This window comes from Psychromonas algicola, from assembly GCF_004378355.1.
GTDB lineage: Bacteria > Pseudomonadota > Gammaproteobacteria > Enterobacterales > Psychromonadaceae > Psychromonas.
Map to the genome: position 1 here is coordinate 1 of NZ_SNUB01000031.1, position 19,248 is coordinate 19,248.

Below are 19,248 nucleotides of genomic sequence, written 5' to 3' on the forward strand. Positions count from 1 at the left end.
GCACAATTTAAGTTGGAGGGAAAACGTGAGCGAAGTTATCCGAGGTGTTTAAAAGCGTCTAAAAATCGATATCCAGTGGCGAAAAGTAAATATGCCGTTCACCTTAAGTGAACGGCATTAAGCTAATTGCTCGTTTTTTATTAATGATCCAAAGAATCATTACTTAGCTTCAACAGCATCCGTACTTGGCTTGGTTCCACGGAACTGCACGGTAATACCATCGATAAAACGACGTAATAACTGATCACCACAAGGTTTAAAGTTACGATGATCTGCTTTTCTAAATAACGCTGATAATTCACCTTTTGACACAGGGAAGTTAGCTAACGTTAATGCATTTAGCATATCTTCATCTTTAAAGTTTAAAGCGATCCGAAGTTTACGAAGAATATCGTTATTAGATAAAATGGCTTTAGCAGGTAAAATAACAGGCATAGCTCCTTCTTTACGACCACGTTTTTCATAGATTAATCCATCTAAGAAAAGTGATAATAAACTGTCACGGCAGAACACAAAACCTTCTTCACCTTCTTTCTCCATAATGCTATGTAAAAAATCGACACTTATTTCATTATCGACAGAAGCAAAAATAGCTAACATCTTTGTATCATTTAACTGCAATGCAAATCGAACTCGACGTAAAACATCATTAGTAATCATATAATCTCAATTGTTTGAGTGAAAATAAGCACTGTAAATAGTGCTATTAATAAAACGCTTACGCGTTACCTTGTACTTTTAACTGTTGCTCTGCAGCAAAGTCTAACATTCTATCTAAAGATACTAGTGCACCTTTAGCAACTGTTGGGTCAACATCTATCTCATGTCCAGATGCGTCTACCAATGCGTTATAAATTGATTTTAAGCCGTTCATTGCCATCCAAGGACAATGAGCACAACTACGACAAGTTGCCCCATTACCAGCCGTTGGTGCAGCCATCATTTCTTTATCTGGACAAGCCTGCTGCATTTTATAAAAAATACCAGTATCAGTAGCTACAATCAGTTTTTTATTAGGCAGTGTTTGTGCCGCTTTAATAAGCTGACTTGTAGAGCCTACTGCATCTGCGATTTTAACAACACTTTCAGGTGATTCTGGGTGTACGAGTACAGCAGCATCCGGATGGATCGCTTTCATATCACGTAACGCACTCGCTTTAAATTCATCATGTACAATACAGTCACCTTGCCACATGATCATATCGGCTTTAGTTTTACGTTCGATGTAGCTGCCTAAATGACGATCTGGTCCCCAAATGATTTTTTTGCCTTCACTATCTAAATGTTCGACAATTTCCAACGCAATACTGGAAGTCACAACCCAATCCGCGCGGGCTTTTACTGCGGCTGAAGTATTTGCATAGACAACAACAACACGATCAGGATGTTGATCGCAAAAGGCAGAGAATTCGTCAACAGGACAACCGACATCAAGAGAACAGGTTGCTTCAAGTTCAGGCATTAATACGGTTTTATGAGGTGTTAATATTTTAGCGGTTTCACCCATAAAACGTACACCAGCAATAATCAATGTTTTTGCTTTATGGTCACGCCCAAAACGTGCCATTTCTAATGAGTCAGCAACGTAGCCGCCCGTTTCTTCAGCTAGAGCTTGAATTTCAGGGTCGGTGTAATAATGAGCAACAAGAACAGCATCTTTCTCAACAAGCAGTTTTTTTATTTTTGCTTTGTAGTCAATTTGTTCTTGTTCCGATAATACAGCAGGTTTACCTGGAAACGGATAATCTGATCCTATGATCGGTGAAAATTTACTCATTCTAAACTCTTAGATATAAAAAAGGGGTGGCAAATTATAGCAATTCATAAACTAAAATGTAATGAAATATTTTGATTGTATAACAAAGGGAGATAAAACAAAGAAGTGGTGGGCCGTGAAGGATTTGAACCTTCGACAAATGGATTAAAAGTCCACTGCTCTACCAACTGAGCTAACGGCCCATATATAAACTATATGGTTTAGTTTTAGTTTTTGATATCAACTTTTAAATTAAAAGTGCATCAATAGCTCTACTAACTGAACTACAATCCATATATAAACTCTATGGTTTAGTTTTTGATATCAACTTTTAAATTAAAAGTGTATCAATCTCTCTACCAACTGAGCTAACGGCCCATATATAAATATGGTTTTGGTTTTAATTTTTGAATAACAACTTATAAATTAAAAGTGCATCAATGGCTCTACCAACTGAGCTAATTTATATAAATCACTAAAAGTGGTGGGCCGTGAAGGATTTGAACCTTCGACAAATGGATTAAAAGTCCACTGCTCTACCAACTGAGCTAACGGCCCATATATAAATATGGTTTTGGTTTTAATTTTTGAATAACAACTTTTAAATTAAAAGTGTATCGATCGCTCTACCAACTGAGCTAACGGCCCATATATAAATATGGTTTTGGTTTTAATTTTTTAATAACAACTTTTAAATTAAAAGTGTATCAATCGCTCTACCAACTGAGCTAATTTATATAAATCACTAGAAGTGGTGGGCCGTGAAGGATTTGAACCTTCGACAAATGGATTAAAAGTCCACTGCTCTACCAACTGAGCTAACGGCCCATATATAAATATGGTTTTGGTTTTAATTTTTGAATAACAACTTTTAAATTAAAAGTGTATCAATCGCTCTACCAACTGAGCTAATTTATATAAATCACTAAAAGTGGTGGGCCGTGAAGGATTTGAACCTTCGACAAATGGATTAAAAGTCCACTGCTCTACCAACTGAGCTAACGGCCCATATATAAATCATATGGTTTAGTTTTAGTTTTTGATATCAACTTTTAAATTAAAAGTGCATCAATAGCTCTACTAACTGAACTACAATCCATATATAAACTATATGGTTTAGTTTTAGTTTTTGATATCAACTTTTAAATTAAAAGTGCATCAATAGCCCTACTAACTGAACTAGATTTCGTATGTAACTCATACGGTTTGGTTTTAATTTAAGATCTATTTTTTAAATTAAAATAGAAAAAAGCTCTACCAACTGAGCTTAGTTTAAGAATAACTACATTAATTAAAACTGCATGTTGCTCTCAACTGCGGCGTATAATATAGAAATATTTTAATAGCGCAACAAAAAACTACTTCTTTTAATTCATATGCTGAGAAATTAAACAATATAGTATTTAAGCGCTATTAAATTGAATTTTAAGCGGAGATTATAACCCTTTCAAACGCTTAGCAGCTAAACCTGCTGCAGAAGAGCTTGGGTATTCAGAAATGGTTTTTTGATAGAACGATTTAGCAGAGTCTAAAGAACCAGAATATTCATCAATGATACCAATTTTGAATAATGAGTCAGCTCGTTTATTTGAATCGGGGTATTTGTCTATAACGACTAAAAATGCCGCTCTAGCTTCATTACGTTTTTTTTCTCTGTATAACAGCTGCCCTAACCAGTATTGTGCATTAGGCACACTTTCCGATTCAGGGTGGTCAATAACAAAGGCCTCAAAGGCAGTAATAGCTTGAGCATAACGCTTTTCATTAAGTACTAAGGCAAGCGCAGCTTCATAAGCAGCTTTATCGTCTGATCCTGCATTTGAATTTTCAGTAGGAGCGTTCACAGCAGCAGTAGATGCAGGTGCAGAAGTAACCGTACGTTCATCTAACATTTGATATAGATTACGCTGTCGATCTTCTATCTGCTCTAATTGATTTGAAAATACTTCTAATGAGCCTCTCATCTCATTTAACTCTTGGCCTAAACCATCAAGTTGAGATTGGAAACGAACTTGCATTTTATTGCGGATCGTCATTACACGAGTTAACTCATCAATGCGCTGTAATAACTCTGTATTACTCGCAGCATAATTCGTGGCATCTGTAACAGGCGCTTCTGCATGAGCAGGTAAAGAGAAAAAGGCGGCCAAAACAATGGCCGCTGTATTACGTATTCTCATAAGCGTATTAGTAAACTAATACTGCACGACGGTTTTCAGCCCATGCTGCTTCGTTATGAGCGAAGTTAGCTGGTTTTTCTTCACCGTAACTAACAACTTTGATTTGGCTTTCAGCAACACCCATGTTTTGTAGGTAGTTAGAAACAGCAATCGCACGACGCTCGCCTAGTGCGATGTTGTACTCAGGAGTACCTTTTTCATCGGCATGTCCTTCAACTGTTACTGATTTAGATGCATTATCGATTAAGAATTTTGCATGTGCATCTAGGATTAAAGCGAATTCTGGTAAAATTGTAGATTTATCGAATTCAAATTGAATAGTTGTTTCTAAAATAGCTGAGCTGTATTGCTCAATTAATTTTTCTTCTTCTGTTAATTCAATTGCTTCGATTGCATCAGTTTGAACTGTATCGTTTGCTGTAGTTGTTGTTTCTGCTTGAGTTGTTGCTGGAGCATTCGTTTGCTCTGCAGATTCAGTCTCAGTTGCAGAATTTGAACTACAAGCACCTAATGCAATCATCGGTAATGCGATCAATAAGCTTTTTGAAATTTTTGAAAGGTTCATTTTATATCCTTAGTACGTTTAGTTTAATTAAAATTATTGTAAAAATGGTGACCATGCTGGTGATTTAACCTCACCATTACTCGCAGGAATATTCGCTTTGAAACGGCCATCCATTGAGACTAACGCTAAACCTTGCTTACCTTGATAAACAGTACTATACATAATCATACTGCCATTGGGTGCAACACTTGGAGATTCGTCTAGCTGTGTTTTTGTTAAAGTTCTCAACTCTCCAGAATCAAGATCTTGCGCCGAAATCATAAAGTTCCCATTTTGACGACTCACGACGACAAGACTACCACCATCAGGGGTAATAGTGCCACCTAAATTCATATCACCTTCCCAAGTTAGGCGTTTTGTTCTTCCAGATGTGAGCGACATTTGATAAATTTGTGGTCTTCCGCCACGCTCAGAAGAAAATATAATCGAACGACCGTCTGGTGTCCAGCTCGGTTCTGTATCTATGACACGATTTCTTGTCAAACGTTTCAATGCTTTTGTTGTGACATTCAAAGTGTAAATTTCTGGCTGTCCATCCTTTGATAACACTAAGGCAAGTTGAGAGCCATCGGGAGACCAAGATGGAGAGCCGTTTATCTTAGGAAACGAAGTGATCAGTTCACGTTTTTGCGTATATAAATCTTGAATATAAATTTCTGAACGACGTTTTTCAAAGCTAACATAAGCTAATTTACGTCCATCAGGTGACCAAGACGGAGACATAATCGGCTGTTTTGAACGTAATACTAATTTTTCACCTTCACCATCGTAATCAGAAATACGCAGTTGATAAGGATGCGTGCTTTCTCTATCAACAGCCACATAAGCGATACGCGTTAAAAACGCCCCTCTTTCACCAGTTAGTTTTTCATAAACGATATCACTAATACGATGCCCATATTGGCGTAATTGTTTGGTTAATACGGTATTACGACGTTTTTCCATAACAGGATTATAATCCGCCATATTCACGTTGCCTGTTAATACATCTAAAAGCTCAAAAGTCACTGTGTAACGACCAGCGGTTGTACCTGGTTTAACTTCTCCCATGACAATGGCTTCGACGCCTAGCTTTGCCCACACACCATAATCAATAAACTGACTACTTGAAGGTGTTTTTGGCATTTTATCTACTGATAAAGGGCTAAATTGACCACTACGCTGTAAATCATTGGCAACGATTTCTGCAAAATTTTCAGGCTTTTTACCTTCACCTAACCATTTAAAAGGAACAACAGCGATCGGGCGTGCAGTATTGACACCTTCTGTGATTAAAATTTCTAATCGAGCTGATGCTGTACTAGAAATAGTCACCAACATAAGCATTATGGTTAAACGAGAAAACATCTTCATTGTTTATACATCCGGTTCTAAAGTAATATCAAAATCACGAAATTGAGGGGCAATTTCAGGATCTTTAGGAATAGGTAGCGTTCTTGCTTTTAATGTTGCACGACGAGCTGAATCACACAATCTTCTGTCGCCACTGCTCATTTCAGCACTGATCACTAGACCATCTGGTGCCAATCTAATTGCGAGTGTACAAGTAGTGCCCTTCATGGTCGGGTCAACAGTCCAATTTCGACTAATTTTACCTCTAATTAACGCTTCATATTTTGCAATTTCAGAAAGCTGTTTTGCATTTCTTGCACTTGAAAAGTCATCTGAAAATTCAGCTTCCATTTGTCTGTCTAATTCAGCTTGTCTTAATCTTTCTGCTTCCGCCGCTGCTTCTTCTGCTTTACGCTTAGCTTCTTGCTCAGCTTTGATTTTTGCGTCTTCAATGGCTTTTAATCTTGCTTCTTCTATCGCTTTTTCTTTAGCGGCCTTCGCTTTCGCTGCTTTCTTTTTTGCTAACTTTTCAGCTTTAATTTTTTCTAATGCTTGTTTTTCTTCTAAGGCTTTTTTCTCGGCAGCTTGTTTTCGTTTTAAGGCTTCAGCCGCTTCTTTTTTCTCTCTTAATGCTTTTTCTGCAAGTGCTTTTTCAGCAGCGACACGCTCAGCTTCTAATTTTTTACGTAGTATTTCTGCTTTCTCAGCTTTGATTCGGTCATCAGCCTGTTTTTTCAATAAAGCGGCTTGACGTGCTTTCTCTGCTTCTTCACGTTCTTTTTTTCTACGAGCTTCATCTCTTAAACGCTGTTCTTCTTTTAACTTATCCGCTTTAAGTTGTGCTAAATCATCAAACATTTTTTGGCTAACGACAGATGCTTCGATAATAGTAACGGCTTCTTTAGGTTTATCTTTAGGAAGATCGAAATCAACGTTCATCAATAACACACCTCCAATTATAAGGTGTAAAGAAGTGGCACTGATAAACGCGATTAAATCTGGACTATTCTTCATCTATTTTTCTGGCTCAGTCATTAATCCTAATGAAGGCACACCCGCTTGCTGCAAAAGTACCATTAAATTAACAACGGTTTTATAGTTAACATCACCATCACCTTTAACAACAAATTGAGCTGTAGGATCCAATCTTATTTGCTCTTTTACAAGCGTTGACATTTCAGTAGCGCTCAATGGTGTTTTTACACTTTCGCCCACATTCAAATAATAACGCCCTTCTTTATCAATAGAAGCAATCATTGGTGGTTTCGTATCCGCAGCAAGTGACTCGGCAGCGGCTTGCGGCAAATCAACTTTAACACCTTGTGTGATAAGGGGAGCCGTTACCATAAAGATAATTAACAGCACCAGCATAACATCGATATAAGGTACTACATTGATTTCTGCGATCACACGTTTGCGTCTAGGTGTACGATAAGAACGCTGCATAATAATTACTCACTCTCATTCATGGCTTTACGGTGCAATATTGAAGTAAATTCTTCCATTAAATTAATGTAAGAGTTTTCTAAATGCCCTACTTGCGTCGAGAATTTGTTATAAGCCATTACGGCAGGGATCGCTGCAAATAAACCCATTGCAGTTGCGATTAATGCTTCGGCAATACCAGGTGCAACCATAGATAAAGTGGCTTGTTGAACTTCACCTAGTGCAATAAAGGAATTCATAATCCCCCACACTGTACCAAATAAACCAATGTATGGACTGATTGAACCAATTGTAGCTAACGCTGGCAGCCCACGCTCTAAATCATCAATTTCACGAGATAATGAAACACGCATAGAGCGATGAGCACCATCAATCACACCTTCAACATTACGTCCAGGCATACGATGTAAACGAGAAAATTCTTTGAATCCCATATAGAATATTTTTTCACCGCCATTAACTCGCTCACTACGAGCAGCCGTTTCTTTAAATAAACGACTTAAGTCATGACCAGACCAAAAGCGCTCTTCAAAATGGCTTAACGCGTTTTTAGCCGCTTTAAGCATTCTTGAACGAGACAAAATAATAGTCCATGAATAAATAGACATGCCTAACAGTAACAACATAACAAATTTTACAAGCAAACTTGCTTGTAGAAATAATCCTAAAAATGACATATCAGCTTGCACAGGTTATTACCTCAATTATTTCAGTTGGAATAGCGGTTGGTTTCATTTTTTGTAAATTTACGCAAGCGATTAGAGTATCCGCTTGGCAAAGAAGTTCCTTATTTTCATCAAATATTTTCTGTCTAAATGTCAAACTCGCTTTTCGTTGCGAAAGGATTTCGGTTTTAACAGATAATAATTGATTAAATCGAGCGGACTTAATGCAATCCATATCGACTTTTTTTACCATAAAAGCAATGCCTTGCTCTAACAGAGTATCTTGTTGAATATTACCTTCACGCAAAAACTCAGTACGACCTCGTTCAAAAAACTTCAAATAGTTGGCGTAATATACCACGCCTCCAGCATCTGTATCTTCATAATATATACGAACGGGTAAAATTGAACTTAACACATTGCTTTCCATCAGTTAATTATTAATTAAACGCTACTACAAGTCTCTATGATTGTCGATAATGTCCTTGTAATTGCTATTTTTCAATCACAAAAAAAAGGAGCATCGCTCCTTTTTGCTTAATAATTCTACTATATCTTTTTTATCTAAAAATAAAAACAGTAAAAGTCAATAATATTAACCAGAAAAAATAAGGGGAAAACAACAGTTTCCATAACCAGAAACGAGGGTAAAAGCCTAAACCGTGAATAAAAGAGGTACTTAAGGCCAACATAAGTAAGCTTAAATACCCTAATCCTAATGTTACAGCGTCATCTGAAACACGTTGAAAGTTAAACAACAACATGCAACTTATGGAGATTCCTGCAAATAAAGAAACTAGACGCGCCAAAAAATAAGAAAAAGGACGATGTAACAAATCAATTGTTTCATTTAATACTTTCATTATCGTCCTTCTATAACCTTATTCTTCGTTCTCTTGTTTATCTTCAAGCTCATTTGTTTCCACTTGCTCTAACCAAAGGCTATTAATAATACCCAATGAGCAAGCTAACAAAATGCCTAAAATCCACGCAAAATACCACATATAAAACTCCTTAATTAATACGCAGAATGTTTATATTTATCCATAAACACTTTGCCAATTCGACCAAACATTTTGAAATAAGCCCAACTTGTATATAACAAAATTAATGGAATAAAGATAACCGCAGTAAAAGTCATAATATTTAACGTCATTTCACTCGATACTGCATCCCAAACCGTAAAGCTCGCATTTGGGTTAAGGCTTGATGGCATAATAAAAGGAAACATACTAAATGCACATGTCATCAACACACCTACAATCGCAATACTCGTACTGGTAAAAGCCAATGCACTACAGTTCTTTTTACTCGCAACCCAAGCGAATAAAGGAAATAGCAAACCGATTGCCGGTGCAATTATAGATAATGGATATTTATCGTAATTAACTAACCACGCCCCCGTTTGTAATTCCGCAGTTTTTAATAATGGATTAGAAGGACCGTTAGTATCAATAACCGAAGTTAAGACATAACCATCAATACCCTTTGCTATCCAAATACCCGCAATAGCAAAAATGGCAACAACGATAGGCGCAAGAATAAGCGAAACCTTACGAGCACGCTCTCTTACTTCACCTTCTGTTTTCATCTGTAACCAAGTGGACCCTTGCAATACAAATAAGAGAACAGTAAAAATGCCTACGAGCAAACCAAATGGGTTTAATAACTCGAAGAAGCTGCCTTCATAAGTTGAACGTAAAAATTCATCAAGTTGAAATGGAACACCTTGCAGTAAATTACCAAAGGCAACGCCAATAATAAGCGGCGGAACAGTGCTTCCTGCAAAAATTCCCCAATCCCAACTTTTACGCCAGCGAGGATCTGCAATTTTACTACGATAATCAAAACCAACAGGTCTAAAGAATAAGGCGAATAGGGTAAGCATCATCGCAACATAAAAACCTGAAAATGCAGTGGCATAAACCGCTGGCCAAGCTGCAAAAATAGCTCCCGCAGCTAATACTAACCAAACTTGGTTGCCTTCCCAATGCGGCGCAATACTATTTATCATAATACGACGATCATCGTCAGTTTTTCCAATCACAGGCAATAACGCACCCACTCCCATATCGAAGCCGTCAGTAACAACAAATCCGATAAGTAAAACGCAGATTAAGACCCACCAAATGACTTTTAATACTTCGTAATCAAACATAATTAGTCCTTATCCTTGTTTATTTTCAAGTTGTTCAAAGTGATATCTACCTGTTTTTAAACTACTTGGACCCAAGCGAGCAAAACGGAACATCAAGAACATTTCTACAGCGAGTAATACGGTGTAGAAAACAACAATTGAAACAATACTAAATAATAGCTGCTCAACCGAAACAGAAGACACGCCTATATGAGTAGGTAGGACTTCTGCAATCGCCCAAGGTTGACGTCCAAATTCAGCAATGAACCAGCCTGCTTCTATTGCTATCCATGGTAACGGTAAACTATAAAGGCATATTTTAAGGAATAGTTTATTGCTTCCAATTTTATTTTTAGCTGATTGATAAAAAGCAAACACAAAAATAAACAGCATTGCCACACCAGAGCCAACCATTAAGCGGAATGACCAAAATAAAGGTGCAACGCTAGGAATACTATCGTCAACGGCTAATTGAATTTGCTCTTCAGTTGCATCAACAACATTCGGAGCATAAACCTTTAACAACAACCCATAACCAAGGTCTTGTTTTACTTCTTCAAAGGCAGCGATGTTTTCAGGGGTTTGCTCACCAGCTTTTAATTGATTGAGTAATCCATAAGCTAGCATACCGTTGCGAATACGCACTTCGTGCTCATCCATTAACTGTTTTAAGCCTTTCACTTCTTTATCAAGAGAGCGTGTTGCTATTAAACCTAATGCGTAAGGTATTTTTACTGCATAATCTGTTGTTTGCTCTTCTTGATTCGGGATACCAATAAGAGTAAAAGATGCAGGAGCTGGATGCGTTTCCCATTCAGACTCTATTGCAGCTAGTTTTACTTTTTGTACATCACCGATTTCATAACCACTTTCATCTCCTAAAATAATAGTACATAGAATACCTGCTGTACCAAAAGCAGCGGCAATCGCAAAAGAACGTTTAGCAAAAGCAAGATCGCGCCCTTTTAATAAGTAATATGAACTAATAGCTAAGACGAACATTGCACCAGCGACATAACCAGAGGCAACAGTGTGAACAAATTTAACTTGTGCAACCGGATTAAGCACTAACTCAGCAAAGCTTGTCATTTCCATACGCATCGTTTCGTAATTAAACTCTGCGCCGACAGGATTCTGCATCCATGCATTAGCGACTAATATCCATAGAGCCGACATACTTGAGCCGAATGCGACGAAAAATGTCGCCATAAGATGCTGTAGTTTTGAAAGCCTATCCCAACCGAAAAAGAATAACCCAACAAAAGTAGATTCTAAAAAGAAGGCCATCATGCCCTCAATGGCTAAAGGAGCACCAAATACGTCGCCTACATAATGAGAATAATATGACCAGTTTGTACCAAATTGAAATTCCATGGTTAGGCCTGTGGCAACACCAATGGCAAAGTTGATCGCAAATAATTTACCCCAGAACTTAGTCATGTCCTTATAAATTTCTTTACTTGTCATTACATAAAGTGATTCCATTATCACAAGGATCCAAGCGAGGCCTAATGTTAAAGGAACAAATAAAAAGTGATACATTGCAGTCATAGCAAACTGGAACCGCGATAAATCAACAATCTCTTCCATTGTATTCTCCTAAAGTTACAAAATGGTAAAAATCAAAACGATCATATTTCTTATTACTTAGTATTCGCTGTTAGCTTAAATTGTTAAAAAGAGTCATAGGTTGAAGCTATGTAAAATATACGGATAAGCAGCCTAAATAGTTTTCACAATCAGCAAAAAATAATGTTCACTAGAGGAGTAAAAAAGATGCCTTTAATTGCTAATAATTTTTGAGGCATTTTTCACTTCCTTAAAATAAATGAACTAAAAAACAATGAAAAGACACAAGTGTTAACTCGATGTAACAATAACCCTGAAACAACAATTCACAGTTAACCGATCATTAACAGACACTTAACTAACCTTTAACATCAGTAACTTACAGGCCAGTTGTTGTTTATTTATACTGCTAATCTTGATCTTGATCAAGAATAAAAAGGCATTAAAAAAATGTTTTTATACTCTTTGTTAAAAATGATGGAAATTAAAAAGTTAAATTAAAAAGTTAAATTAAAAAGTTAAATTAAAAAATGTAAACAGAAAAGATGTTGTAAAGCGAGGAACGAAGTTGTTAACTTATCTTTAAATGACTCAATAAGTTAACAAACAAATCGATCAGATAGCAGGTTTATCGAACCCAAAATGTAGATAAGTACGATTAGTGGCAATACGCCCTCGAGGTGTACGTTGTAAAAAACCCTGTTGAATTAAATAAGGCTCAAGTACGTCTTCAATGGTTTCTTTTTCTTCACCAATGGCTGCGGCTAAATTATCTAAACCAACAGGCCCGCCTTGAAAAGTATCTAAAATTGCCATTAATAATTTACGATCCATATAATCAAAGCCTTCTTGATCCACTTCTAACATATCAAGTGCTTGTTTTGCGATATCATCGTTAATTACGTTCGCTTTTTTCACCTGAGCAAAATCACGCACCCTTCGCAGCAGGCGATTCGCAATACGTGGCGTACCACGAGAACGTCGAGCAACTTCAATGGCACCTGATTCATCCATTTCTAGTTCTAAGTGCGTGGCGCTACGCATGACGATTTTAGTTAATGACTTTAAATCATAATATTCTAAACGTTGAACAATACCAAAACGGTCACGTAACGGAGAGGTTAATGAGCCTGCGCGTGTCGTTGCACCAATTAAGGTAAAAGGCGGTAGATCTAGTTTAATAGAACGCGCAGCAGGGCCTTCACCAATCATGATATCAAGCTGATAATCTTCCATTGCGGGATATAAGATTTCTTCAACTATCGGACTTAGGCGATGTATTTCATCGATAAATAAAACATCATTTTCTTCAAGGTTGGTTAATAAAGCCGCTAAATCTCCAGCTTTTTCTAAGATTGGTCCAGAAGTTGTTTTAATATTCACTTCAAGTTCGTTAGCCACAATATGCGATAACGTTGTTTTACCTAAACCGGGAGGTCCAAAAATAAGCAAATGGTCTAAGGCTTCTGAACGCTGTCGAGCTGCTTCAATAAAGATTTCCATTTGTGCATTTACTTGAGGCTGCCCTTCATAATCAGCTAATAATTTAGGCCGAATGGCTCTATCAATAAAACTATCATCAACTTTTTGGGTGCCTGAAATAAGGCGATCTTCTTCAATCATTAGCGACTCTGTTAATTACTAAAATAAGTGTTTTTATGATTAATATTTATATCATATTTTTTAAGGAACTGCGGATAAGCGCTTCACAGTCCATGCCTTCTTGATAAACTTGTTGGATTGTTTTTTCTGCAATAGCAGGTTTGTAGCCTAATGCGATCAAAGCACTAATTGCTTCATCTTTTGCATTACCACTCACAAAAGTGCTTTCAAAATCATTGATTAATGAAAGTCTATCTGATTCTGGTGTTAATAGATCAGAGCCCCCCCAATTTTTAAGACGATCTTTCATTTCAACGACGAGACGTTCAGCTGTTTTTTTACCTACGCCTGGTAATTTTACTAGAGTTGTTACGGCATCATTATTGATACATTGTACAAATTGATTCGCAGACATACCTGATAAAATAGCTAAGGCAAGCTTAGGCCCAACCCCATTCACTTTAATTAGTTCACGAAACATTGCTCGCTCATGTTTATCAGCAAAGCCATATAGTAACTGTGCATCTTCACGTACAACAAAATGCGTATAAACAATGGCTTCCTCACCGACTGCCGGCAAAGGATAAAAAGAGCTCATAGGTAATTGAATTTCATAACCCACACCAGACACATCCAATAGAATCTCTGGAGGTTGCTTTTCTAATAAAATACCGCGTAACAATCCAATCATATCACTTCCTATTTTTTCCACTTAGGCACAAAATTTAAACAAACTAAAAATTAATGATGCTAAGCATAAGAAACAACTGATTAAATATCCAGTCCTTTTTTGAAGCGCAAATATTTATCTAAGCCATTTTTTAATTTTATTTTCGAAAACAAATACTAATATCCCAGTCCAAATACAGGCAAAGGTAAATAGTTTAATAAAAGAAATCGGCTCCTTATAAACTAACACCGCAATAAAAAATACGATGGAAGGTGCAAGGTATTGAAAAAAACCTAAAGTTGAAAGTGATAATCTTAAAGCGGCTTGACCAAAAAAGATAAGTGGTAATGCTGTCACAACACCAGCAAACATTAGCCATAGATCTAACGACAAATCATTATTTAAAAAATTAGAAGTGCTACTCTCAGCAAAGGCTAATACGTAAACAAGGGCAATGGGCAGCACCACCAGCGTTTCAAGGAATAAACCGGTAATCGCTTTTACTTTCACTTTTTTTCGTAACAAACCATAACAAGCGAAACTTAATGGTAAAACTAATGAGACCCAAGGCAATTCACCTAGTTGCCATGCTTGCGCTGCAACCCCAATAAAAGCAAGGCTCACGGCGAACCATTTTAAACGAGAAAGACGTTCATTTAAAAAAACAAAACCGAGTAAAACATTAAATAATGGGTTAATAAAGTAGCCTAGACTCGTTTCTAACATCCGATCATTATTAACAGCCCAAATAAAAACTAGCCAGTTACCGCTAATCAACAACGAAGTAATTGTTAACATGAACAAGTTTTTAAAAGATCGGAGCACTTGCAATACATTAGGCCAATCTTTTAAATAACTAATAAAAAGCGCGGTCACTAAAGTAGACCAAATAACTCGATGCGCCAAAATTTCGTAAACAGGAATCGCTTCCAGATATTTAAAATAAAGTGGAGCAATACCCCACATTAAATAAGCACCTAAAGCATAAAAGATACCGAGCTGTGAATCTGGTAATTTGTACATTTTATCTCCACCCGATTAAGACTCATCCATGAGAGATAAAGGTCGATATGAAAGTGAATAAAAATAGAGTTAGCGAAAGCGCCCTCTTACTGTTTTTTTAACTTGTCCAGCCATAGCAACCAATGATTGTGCGGTATGAGCATGGCAAATTGCGACTGCTAACCCATCAGCAGCATCAGCTTGTGGACGACCAGATAAGTTTAATATTTGCATTACCATGGATTGTACTTGCTCTTTGGTTGCAGCACCGGTACCAACAACGGCTTGTTTAATCTGCCTTGCAGAATATTCACAAACATATAAATCAGATTGTGTGGCAGCGACCATTGCAGCACCTCTTGCTTGACCTAACTTTAATGCTGAATCTGGATTTTTAGCCATAAACACTTGTTCGATAGCAAATTCACTTGGTTGGTATTGCTGAATTATCTCTGCGATACCGTTAAAAATCATATTCAACTTAGGTGCTAACGTATCCCCTTTTGTTCGAATACAACCGCTCGCCAAATAAATACATTGGCTGCCTTTTTGTTGAATAACGCCATATCCAGTAATACGAGATCCAGGGTCAATGCCTAATATAATGCTCAAATAGTATCCACTATGTTAAAAAGCGATCAACAATGACATTTAATAAATTAAGTCATTGAGTCAATCGCATAAGTTACAATAAAAATAAAGTCGCTAGTGTGGCTTAGGATTTAATAAAAAGCTACCTTTAGCGTTTAAACTGAGTGTTTCTTTGATACAAAATGATGCTCTAAAAAACGGTTACATAATGCAGCAACATTTTCTTCCTCTGATAATACAAATTCAACAAAGGCTTTAGCAATAGGCGATAAATGCTTACTTTCATGATGCACGACGTACCATGTTTTTACTAATGGAAAACCTTCCACCTTTAACTCCACCAGCGTATTCGTCGCTAATTCAAGTGCAACACTATGACGAGACACAGCAGAGATCCCCAAATCAGCCATCACCGCTTGCTTAATGGTTTCACTATTTCCTAAGGTCATATTGACAGATAATTCTACCCCACCGGCTTTCACCACCTCTTCTATTGCTTTTCGAGTGCCAGAGCCTTTTTCCCTATGAATAAAAGCATGTTGAGATAATTCAGTCAGCGCTATATTGTCACGCTTTGCTAAAGCATGCTGCGGGCTTGCTATCAAAATAATTGGATTCTCAACAAAAGGATGTTTAGTTAACGGTATATTTTCAGGCAGCAACCCCATGATCACGAGGTCATCTTTATTTTCATGTAAGCGCTCTATGATTTGTTCTCGATTGACAATATCAAGATGTAAGTTCACTTTGGGGTGTCGTTTATGAAAAGCCCCGAGTAAATGCGGGGTAAAATATTTGGCACTGGTGACCGCTGATAAACAGAAATCCCCCGTTAGTTCGCCTTTTAAACCACTTAAAGTCATATCAATATTATCGAAACTGACAAATAATTCGTCGCAAAACTGCTTTAACGCTTTACCAGCGTTGGTGAGATAAAGTGTTTTACCGATTTTTTCAAATAAGAAAAGATCTAAATTATTTTCTAATTGTTTCAATTGAATGCTAACAGCTGGTTGTGATAATCCCAGTTTATCGGCTGCTTTGGTATAATTCATTGAGATCGCCACTTGGCGGAAAACCTTGAGTTGGTGTAACGTTGCGCGCATAACTTGGCATTAACCTTTGTTTATAGTAAAAATAAATTATATTAATTTTTATTAATGCTTTTTATCCTATATTATCTGTTGTATGTCAATAATAAGGGAAACCCCATGTCTGCTACAGATAAGTTACTTGCTGGCTATCAGCGCTTTCGCGAAGGATATTACCAAAAGAATCAAGAGCAATTATTTAAACTAGCCAAAGAAGGGCAATCTCCTAAAATAGCCATTGTTAGCTGTTCAGATTCACGTGTTGATCCCACTGTTATTTTAGATTGTGAACCGGGAGACCTATTTGTTATTCGTAATGTAGCGAACTTAGTACCGCCATGTGAAGATACTGAAAATTATCACGGCACCAGCGCGGCATTAGAATTTGCAGTAACATCATTAGAAGTTGAAAGCATTATTGTCCTAGGCCACACCCAATGTGGCGGTATTAAATCACTGATTGATAATGCAAATAAAAAAGTAGATAAAAGCTTTATTTCAAAGTGGATGATGCAGCTTGAGAGCGTGCGTGATGAGATTATTGCCGATAAGCGCCTTACCGATCAAAAAAGCCGATATAGTTGCTGCGAAAAGAAAGGAGTACAGCAATCATTAGATAATCTAATGACTTTCCCTTGGATCAAAGAACGTGTTGAATCAGGGACGCTAAAACTTCATGGCTGGCGTTACGATCTTTATAGCTCTGAATTATGTGCTTTAGATGAAAATACACATTCGTTTATACGTATTAGTTAATAGAAAAAGCATTAAGAATGACAAAGCATCTTGCTTTGTCATTCTATCAAATCATAAATAATTAAAGCCTAGTCTTCGTAGTCATCACCATAACCGTAGTCAATATCTGAATCATAATCGTCGCCATCAGAGTTAATATCCAAGCCATTTTCTAGCTCTTCAAAGTCTGGCGGCATTTGTATTTCGAACTCTTCTAAATCGATATTAAAAGTGGCAACCACTTCTGGTAATTCATCCGTTCCCATGTGTATAAATCGATATTGCTCACCGGATTGGCTTGCATCTTCCCAAATAAAATCATCCGCATCTAATGTATATTCTTCTTCCGTTTCTTCATTACGCATAGAATAAAAACCCATTAACGCCATAACTACCTCTTTTTCACTTATTAATAATCCAAATTAAACAGTCTATGCTAGCAACAATGTTATCTATTATTGTTTTTAAATGGATAAGAAAAAGCCTTTATCATTTAATGCAGCATTCACTTACCGTAATTCTAGCCTAGAAATCCTTTAATCTAGAAACAGTATTTAAAATAATTTCACCTTAATTAATCGGTTACTTTTCCTCTTAATGCTTTGGTGTTGCCATTACGTTTTTTATTATCCACTCTGCGTTTTTGAGAGTTACGTGTTGGTCTTGTTGCTTTCCTCGATTTCTGGATTTTAACTGCATTTAAAATCAATTCCTTTAATCGAGCTAACGCTTCATCTCGATTTTTTTCTTGTGTTCTATGTATTTGAGCTTTTAGTATGATCACGCCATCTTCAGTTATACGGTGATCAGATAAACCTAATAATCGTTGTTTATAAAAATCAGGTAAGGTCGAACTTTTAATATCAAAGCGTAAATGAATCGCAGAGTTCACTTTATTGACATTCTGCCCACCAGGCCCTTGCGATCGAATTGCTGTTAATTGTATTTGCCAGTCAGCAATCTCCACTCCTGCAGATATTTGCAATGCCATTATTTTTTTTCCTCATCTGTAGCGGATAAGCTTGATTGCTGTTTATTTAGGTAGTTTTTATTATAGATGTCAGCAGGCATACGCTTAATTTGAAAATCAATCATTTTATTAAATACATCTAATAAGGGAAGAAATTTGTCGTTATTATTTTCAAGTTCAGATAATAAATAATAGCCTGCTTCAACCGTTGATAAACCATCTTCTCTTGGAGACTTACGGATCCGATATTCACTTTTATCGCTTACATTAATCATCACTTTTGGTAAAGCCTGTAAAAAAGGATTACTCATTAATAACTTATAAGCTTTTTTCCAACTACCATCCAAAATTATAAATTGAGATCCACGGTTAATTTTTTGTTTGCTCCTTAATTCATCAATGGATTCAGCTTGCTCATCGGGAAAAACTAAAAATGTATTATCCAAATCAAAATCTGATTGATTAAAATGGTCACCCACAGTCACTTTTACTTGAGACAGTGACAAACCTAAAATACGAGCGGTGCCTATCGCTTTGTTCTGTTCACTCGGATCCTGTAAAACATATAAAAAATATTGATTCTCAAGTGGCTGAATAAATCCACAAATACAGGCTGATAATGCTTTATTACATTGCTGGCAAAAAGGTCTTTTACTCATTGATTACTTCAACTTCTTTTACTTTTGACACGTACTGTTTAATTGGCGGCTAGCGCTATTATTTTGACAGAAAGTTTAACCGTTCGCATAAATAGCATATTTAAACTTGCGGCAGATATTATCATAGTGCTTTATAAAAAACGTCGCTTATACATTAACGGCAAAAACTTGCCGTTTGTTCCCTCTCAAAAGAAGAATGAATTAATAAAACATATTAATAAAAGAGATCGGATATTAAAGTAGATTATTTGATGAAAGTTAAGAGGTAAACTGCTTTT

General features: G+C 36.6%; 22 protein-coding genes and 4 tRNA genes. 1 reads left to right on the top strand and 25 read right to left on the bottom strand.

The window, feature by feature from the left end; genetic code table 11:
- Positions 1 to 159: 159 nt before the first annotated feature.
- The 22 genes from E2R67_RS13450 to E2R67_RS13555 form a co-directional block, all read right to left on the bottom strand.
- Complete coding sequence (locus E2R67_RS13450) at positions 160 to 660, bottom strand: YehS family protein (RefSeq protein WP_134291479.1); 501 nt, start codon at positions 658 to 660, stop codon at positions 160 to 162.
- Between the two features lie 58 nt (positions 661 to 718).
- Positions 719 to 1,777 (bottom strand): quinolinate synthase NadA, encoded by a 1,059-nt coding sequence (gene nadA, locus E2R67_RS13455; RefSeq protein ID WP_134291480.1) that lies wholly within the window; start codon positions 1,775 to 1,777, stop codon positions 719 to 721.
- Positions 1,778 to 1,883: 106 nt separating this feature from the next.
- A tRNA-Lys gene (locus tag E2R67_RS13460) sits at positions 1,884 to 1,959 on the bottom strand.
- A gap of 279 nt (positions 1,960 to 2,238) precedes the next feature.
- Positions 2,239 to 2,314, bottom strand: a tRNA-Lys gene (locus tag E2R67_RS13465).
- Positions 2,315 to 2,508: 194 nt separating this feature from the next.
- A tRNA-Lys gene (locus tag E2R67_RS13470) sits at positions 2,509 to 2,584 on the bottom strand.
- Positions 2,585 to 2,688: 104 nt separating this feature from the next.
- Positions 2,689 to 2,764, bottom strand: a tRNA-Lys gene (locus E2R67_RS13475).
- A 428-nt stretch (positions 2,765 to 3,192) separates the two neighbouring features.
- The gene (ybgF, locus tag E2R67_RS13480; RefSeq protein ID WP_134291481.1) at positions 3,193 to 3,936 is read right to left on the bottom strand and encodes a tol-pal system protein YbgF; all 744 of its coding nucleotides are present in this window, start codon (positions 3,934 to 3,936) and stop codon (positions 3,193 to 3,195) included.
- A gap of 7 nt (positions 3,937 to 3,943) precedes the next feature.
- A complete protein-coding gene (gene pal / locus E2R67_RS13485; RefSeq protein WP_134291482.1) occupies positions 3,944 to 4,501 on the bottom strand; it encodes a peptidoglycan-associated lipoprotein Pal in 558 nt (185 codons plus the stop codon).
- A gap of 33 nt (positions 4,502 to 4,534) precedes the next feature.
- Positions 4,535 to 5,854 (bottom strand): Tol-Pal system beta propeller repeat protein TolB, encoded by a 1,320-nt coding sequence (gene tolB, locus E2R67_RS13490; protein ID WP_445177046.1) that lies wholly within the window; start codon positions 5,852 to 5,854, stop codon positions 4,535 to 4,537.
- Between the two features lie 3 nt (positions 5,855 to 5,857).
- Positions 5,858 to 6,847 carry a cell envelope integrity protein TolA gene (gene tolA, locus E2R67_RS13495; protein WP_134291483.1) on the bottom strand — a complete coding sequence of 330 codons (990 nt, stop codon included), beginning with the start codon at positions 6,845 to 6,847 and terminating at the stop codon, positions 5,858 to 5,860.
- Positions 6,848 to 7,279, bottom strand: coding sequence for a protein TolR (gene tolR / locus E2R67_RS13500; RefSeq protein ID WP_134291484.1), 432 nt, complete (start codon positions 7,277 to 7,279; stop codon positions 6,848 to 6,850).
- A gap of 5 nt (positions 7,280 to 7,284) precedes the next feature.
- Positions 7,285 to 7,968 (bottom strand): protein TolQ, encoded by a 684-nt coding sequence (tolQ, locus tag E2R67_RS13505; RefSeq protein ID WP_134291485.1) that lies wholly within the window; start codon positions 7,966 to 7,968, stop codon positions 7,285 to 7,287.
- On the bottom strand, positions 7,958 to 8,362 hold the full coding sequence (ybgC, locus tag E2R67_RS13510) for a tol-pal system-associated acyl-CoA thioesterase (RefSeq protein WP_243837029.1): 405 nt from the start codon (positions 8,360 to 8,362) through the stop codon (positions 7,958 to 7,960). The genes tolQ and ybgC overlap by 11 nt, the downstream gene beginning before the upstream one ends.
- A 142-nt stretch (positions 8,363 to 8,504) precedes the next feature.
- On the bottom strand, positions 8,505 to 8,807 hold the full coding sequence (locus tag E2R67_RS13515; RefSeq protein ID WP_134291487.1) for a cyd operon YbgE family protein: 303 nt from the start codon (positions 8,805 to 8,807) through the stop codon (positions 8,505 to 8,507).
- Positions 8,808 to 8,825: 18 nt separating this feature from the next.
- Entirely contained in the window at positions 8,826 to 8,948 is a 123-nt protein-coding gene (gene cydX / locus E2R67_RS13520; protein ID WP_134291488.1) for a cytochrome bd-I oxidase subunit CydX, read from the bottom strand.
- Between the two features lie 14 nt (positions 8,949 to 8,962).
- Positions 8,963 to 10,102: a cytochrome d ubiquinol oxidase subunit II gene (gene cydB / locus E2R67_RS13525; RefSeq protein ID WP_134291489.1), complete on the bottom strand. Its 1,140-nt coding sequence runs from the start codon at positions 10,100 to 10,102 to the stop codon at positions 8,963 to 8,965.
- Between the two features lie 9 nt (positions 10,103 to 10,111).
- Positions 10,112 to 11,671: a cytochrome ubiquinol oxidase subunit I gene (locus tag E2R67_RS13530; protein ID WP_134291490.1), complete on the bottom strand. Its 1,560-nt coding sequence runs from the start codon at positions 11,669 to 11,671 to the stop codon at positions 10,112 to 10,114.
- A 594-nt stretch (positions 11,672 to 12,265) separates the two neighbouring features.
- Positions 12,266 to 13,273 (bottom strand): Holliday junction branch migration DNA helicase RuvB, encoded by a 1,008-nt coding sequence (gene ruvB, locus E2R67_RS13535; protein ID WP_134291491.1) that lies wholly within the window; start codon positions 13,271 to 13,273, stop codon positions 12,266 to 12,268.
- A gap of 46 nt (positions 13,274 to 13,319) precedes the next feature.
- Entirely contained in the window at positions 13,320 to 13,943 is a 624-nt protein-coding gene (gene ruvA / locus E2R67_RS13540; protein WP_134291492.1) for a Holliday junction branch migration protein RuvA, read from the bottom strand.
- Positions 13,944 to 14,057: 114 nt separating this feature from the next.
- The gene (gene rarD / locus E2R67_RS13545; protein WP_134291493.1) at positions 14,058 to 14,945 is read right to left on the bottom strand and encodes an EamA family transporter RarD; all 888 of its coding nucleotides are present in this window, start codon (positions 14,943 to 14,945) and stop codon (positions 14,058 to 14,060) included.
- A gap of 69 nt (positions 14,946 to 15,014) precedes the next feature.
- Positions 15,015 to 15,536 carry a crossover junction endodeoxyribonuclease RuvC gene (gene ruvC, locus E2R67_RS13550; protein ID WP_134291494.1) on the bottom strand — a complete coding sequence of 174 codons (522 nt, stop codon included), beginning with the start codon at positions 15,534 to 15,536 and terminating at the stop codon, positions 15,015 to 15,017.
- Between the two features lie 134 nt (positions 15,537 to 15,670).
- Positions 15,671 to 16,621 carry a LysR family transcriptional regulator gene (locus tag E2R67_RS13555; protein ID WP_134291495.1) on the bottom strand — a complete coding sequence of 317 codons (951 nt, stop codon included), beginning with the start codon at positions 16,619 to 16,621 and terminating at the stop codon, positions 15,671 to 15,673.
- Positions 16,622 to 16,726: 105 nt separating this feature from the next.
- Between E2R67_RS13555 and E2R67_RS13560 the strand changes: the two genes are divergently transcribed.
- Positions 16,727 to 17,362, top strand: a complete 636-nt coding sequence (locus E2R67_RS13560) for a carbonic anhydrase (RefSeq protein ID WP_134291496.1) — start codon at positions 16,727 to 16,729, stop codon at positions 17,360 to 17,362.
- Positions 17,363 to 17,430: 68 nt separating this feature from the next.
- On the opposite strand, the gene E2R67_RS13565 is transcribed toward E2R67_RS13560, so the two are convergent.
- From E2R67_RS13565 to E2R67_RS13575, 3 genes are all read right to left on the bottom strand, one after another.
- Positions 17,431 to 17,730 (bottom strand): hypothetical protein, encoded by a 300-nt coding sequence (locus tag E2R67_RS13565; protein ID WP_134291497.1) that lies wholly within the window; start codon positions 17,728 to 17,730, stop codon positions 17,431 to 17,433.
- A 185-nt stretch (positions 17,731 to 17,915) separates the two neighbouring features.
- Positions 17,916 to 18,332: an alternative ribosome rescue aminoacyl-tRNA hydrolase ArfB gene (arfB, locus tag E2R67_RS13570; RefSeq protein WP_134291498.1), complete on the bottom strand. Its 417-nt coding sequence runs from the start codon at positions 18,330 to 18,332 to the stop codon at positions 17,916 to 17,918.
- Positions 18,332 to 18,970, bottom strand: a complete 639-nt coding sequence (locus E2R67_RS13575; RefSeq protein WP_134291499.1) for a tRNA-uridine aminocarboxypropyltransferase — start codon at positions 18,968 to 18,970, stop codon at positions 18,332 to 18,334. The genes arfB and E2R67_RS13575 overlap by 1 nt, the downstream gene beginning before the upstream one ends.
- Positions 18,971 to 19,248: the final 278 nt, after the last annotated feature.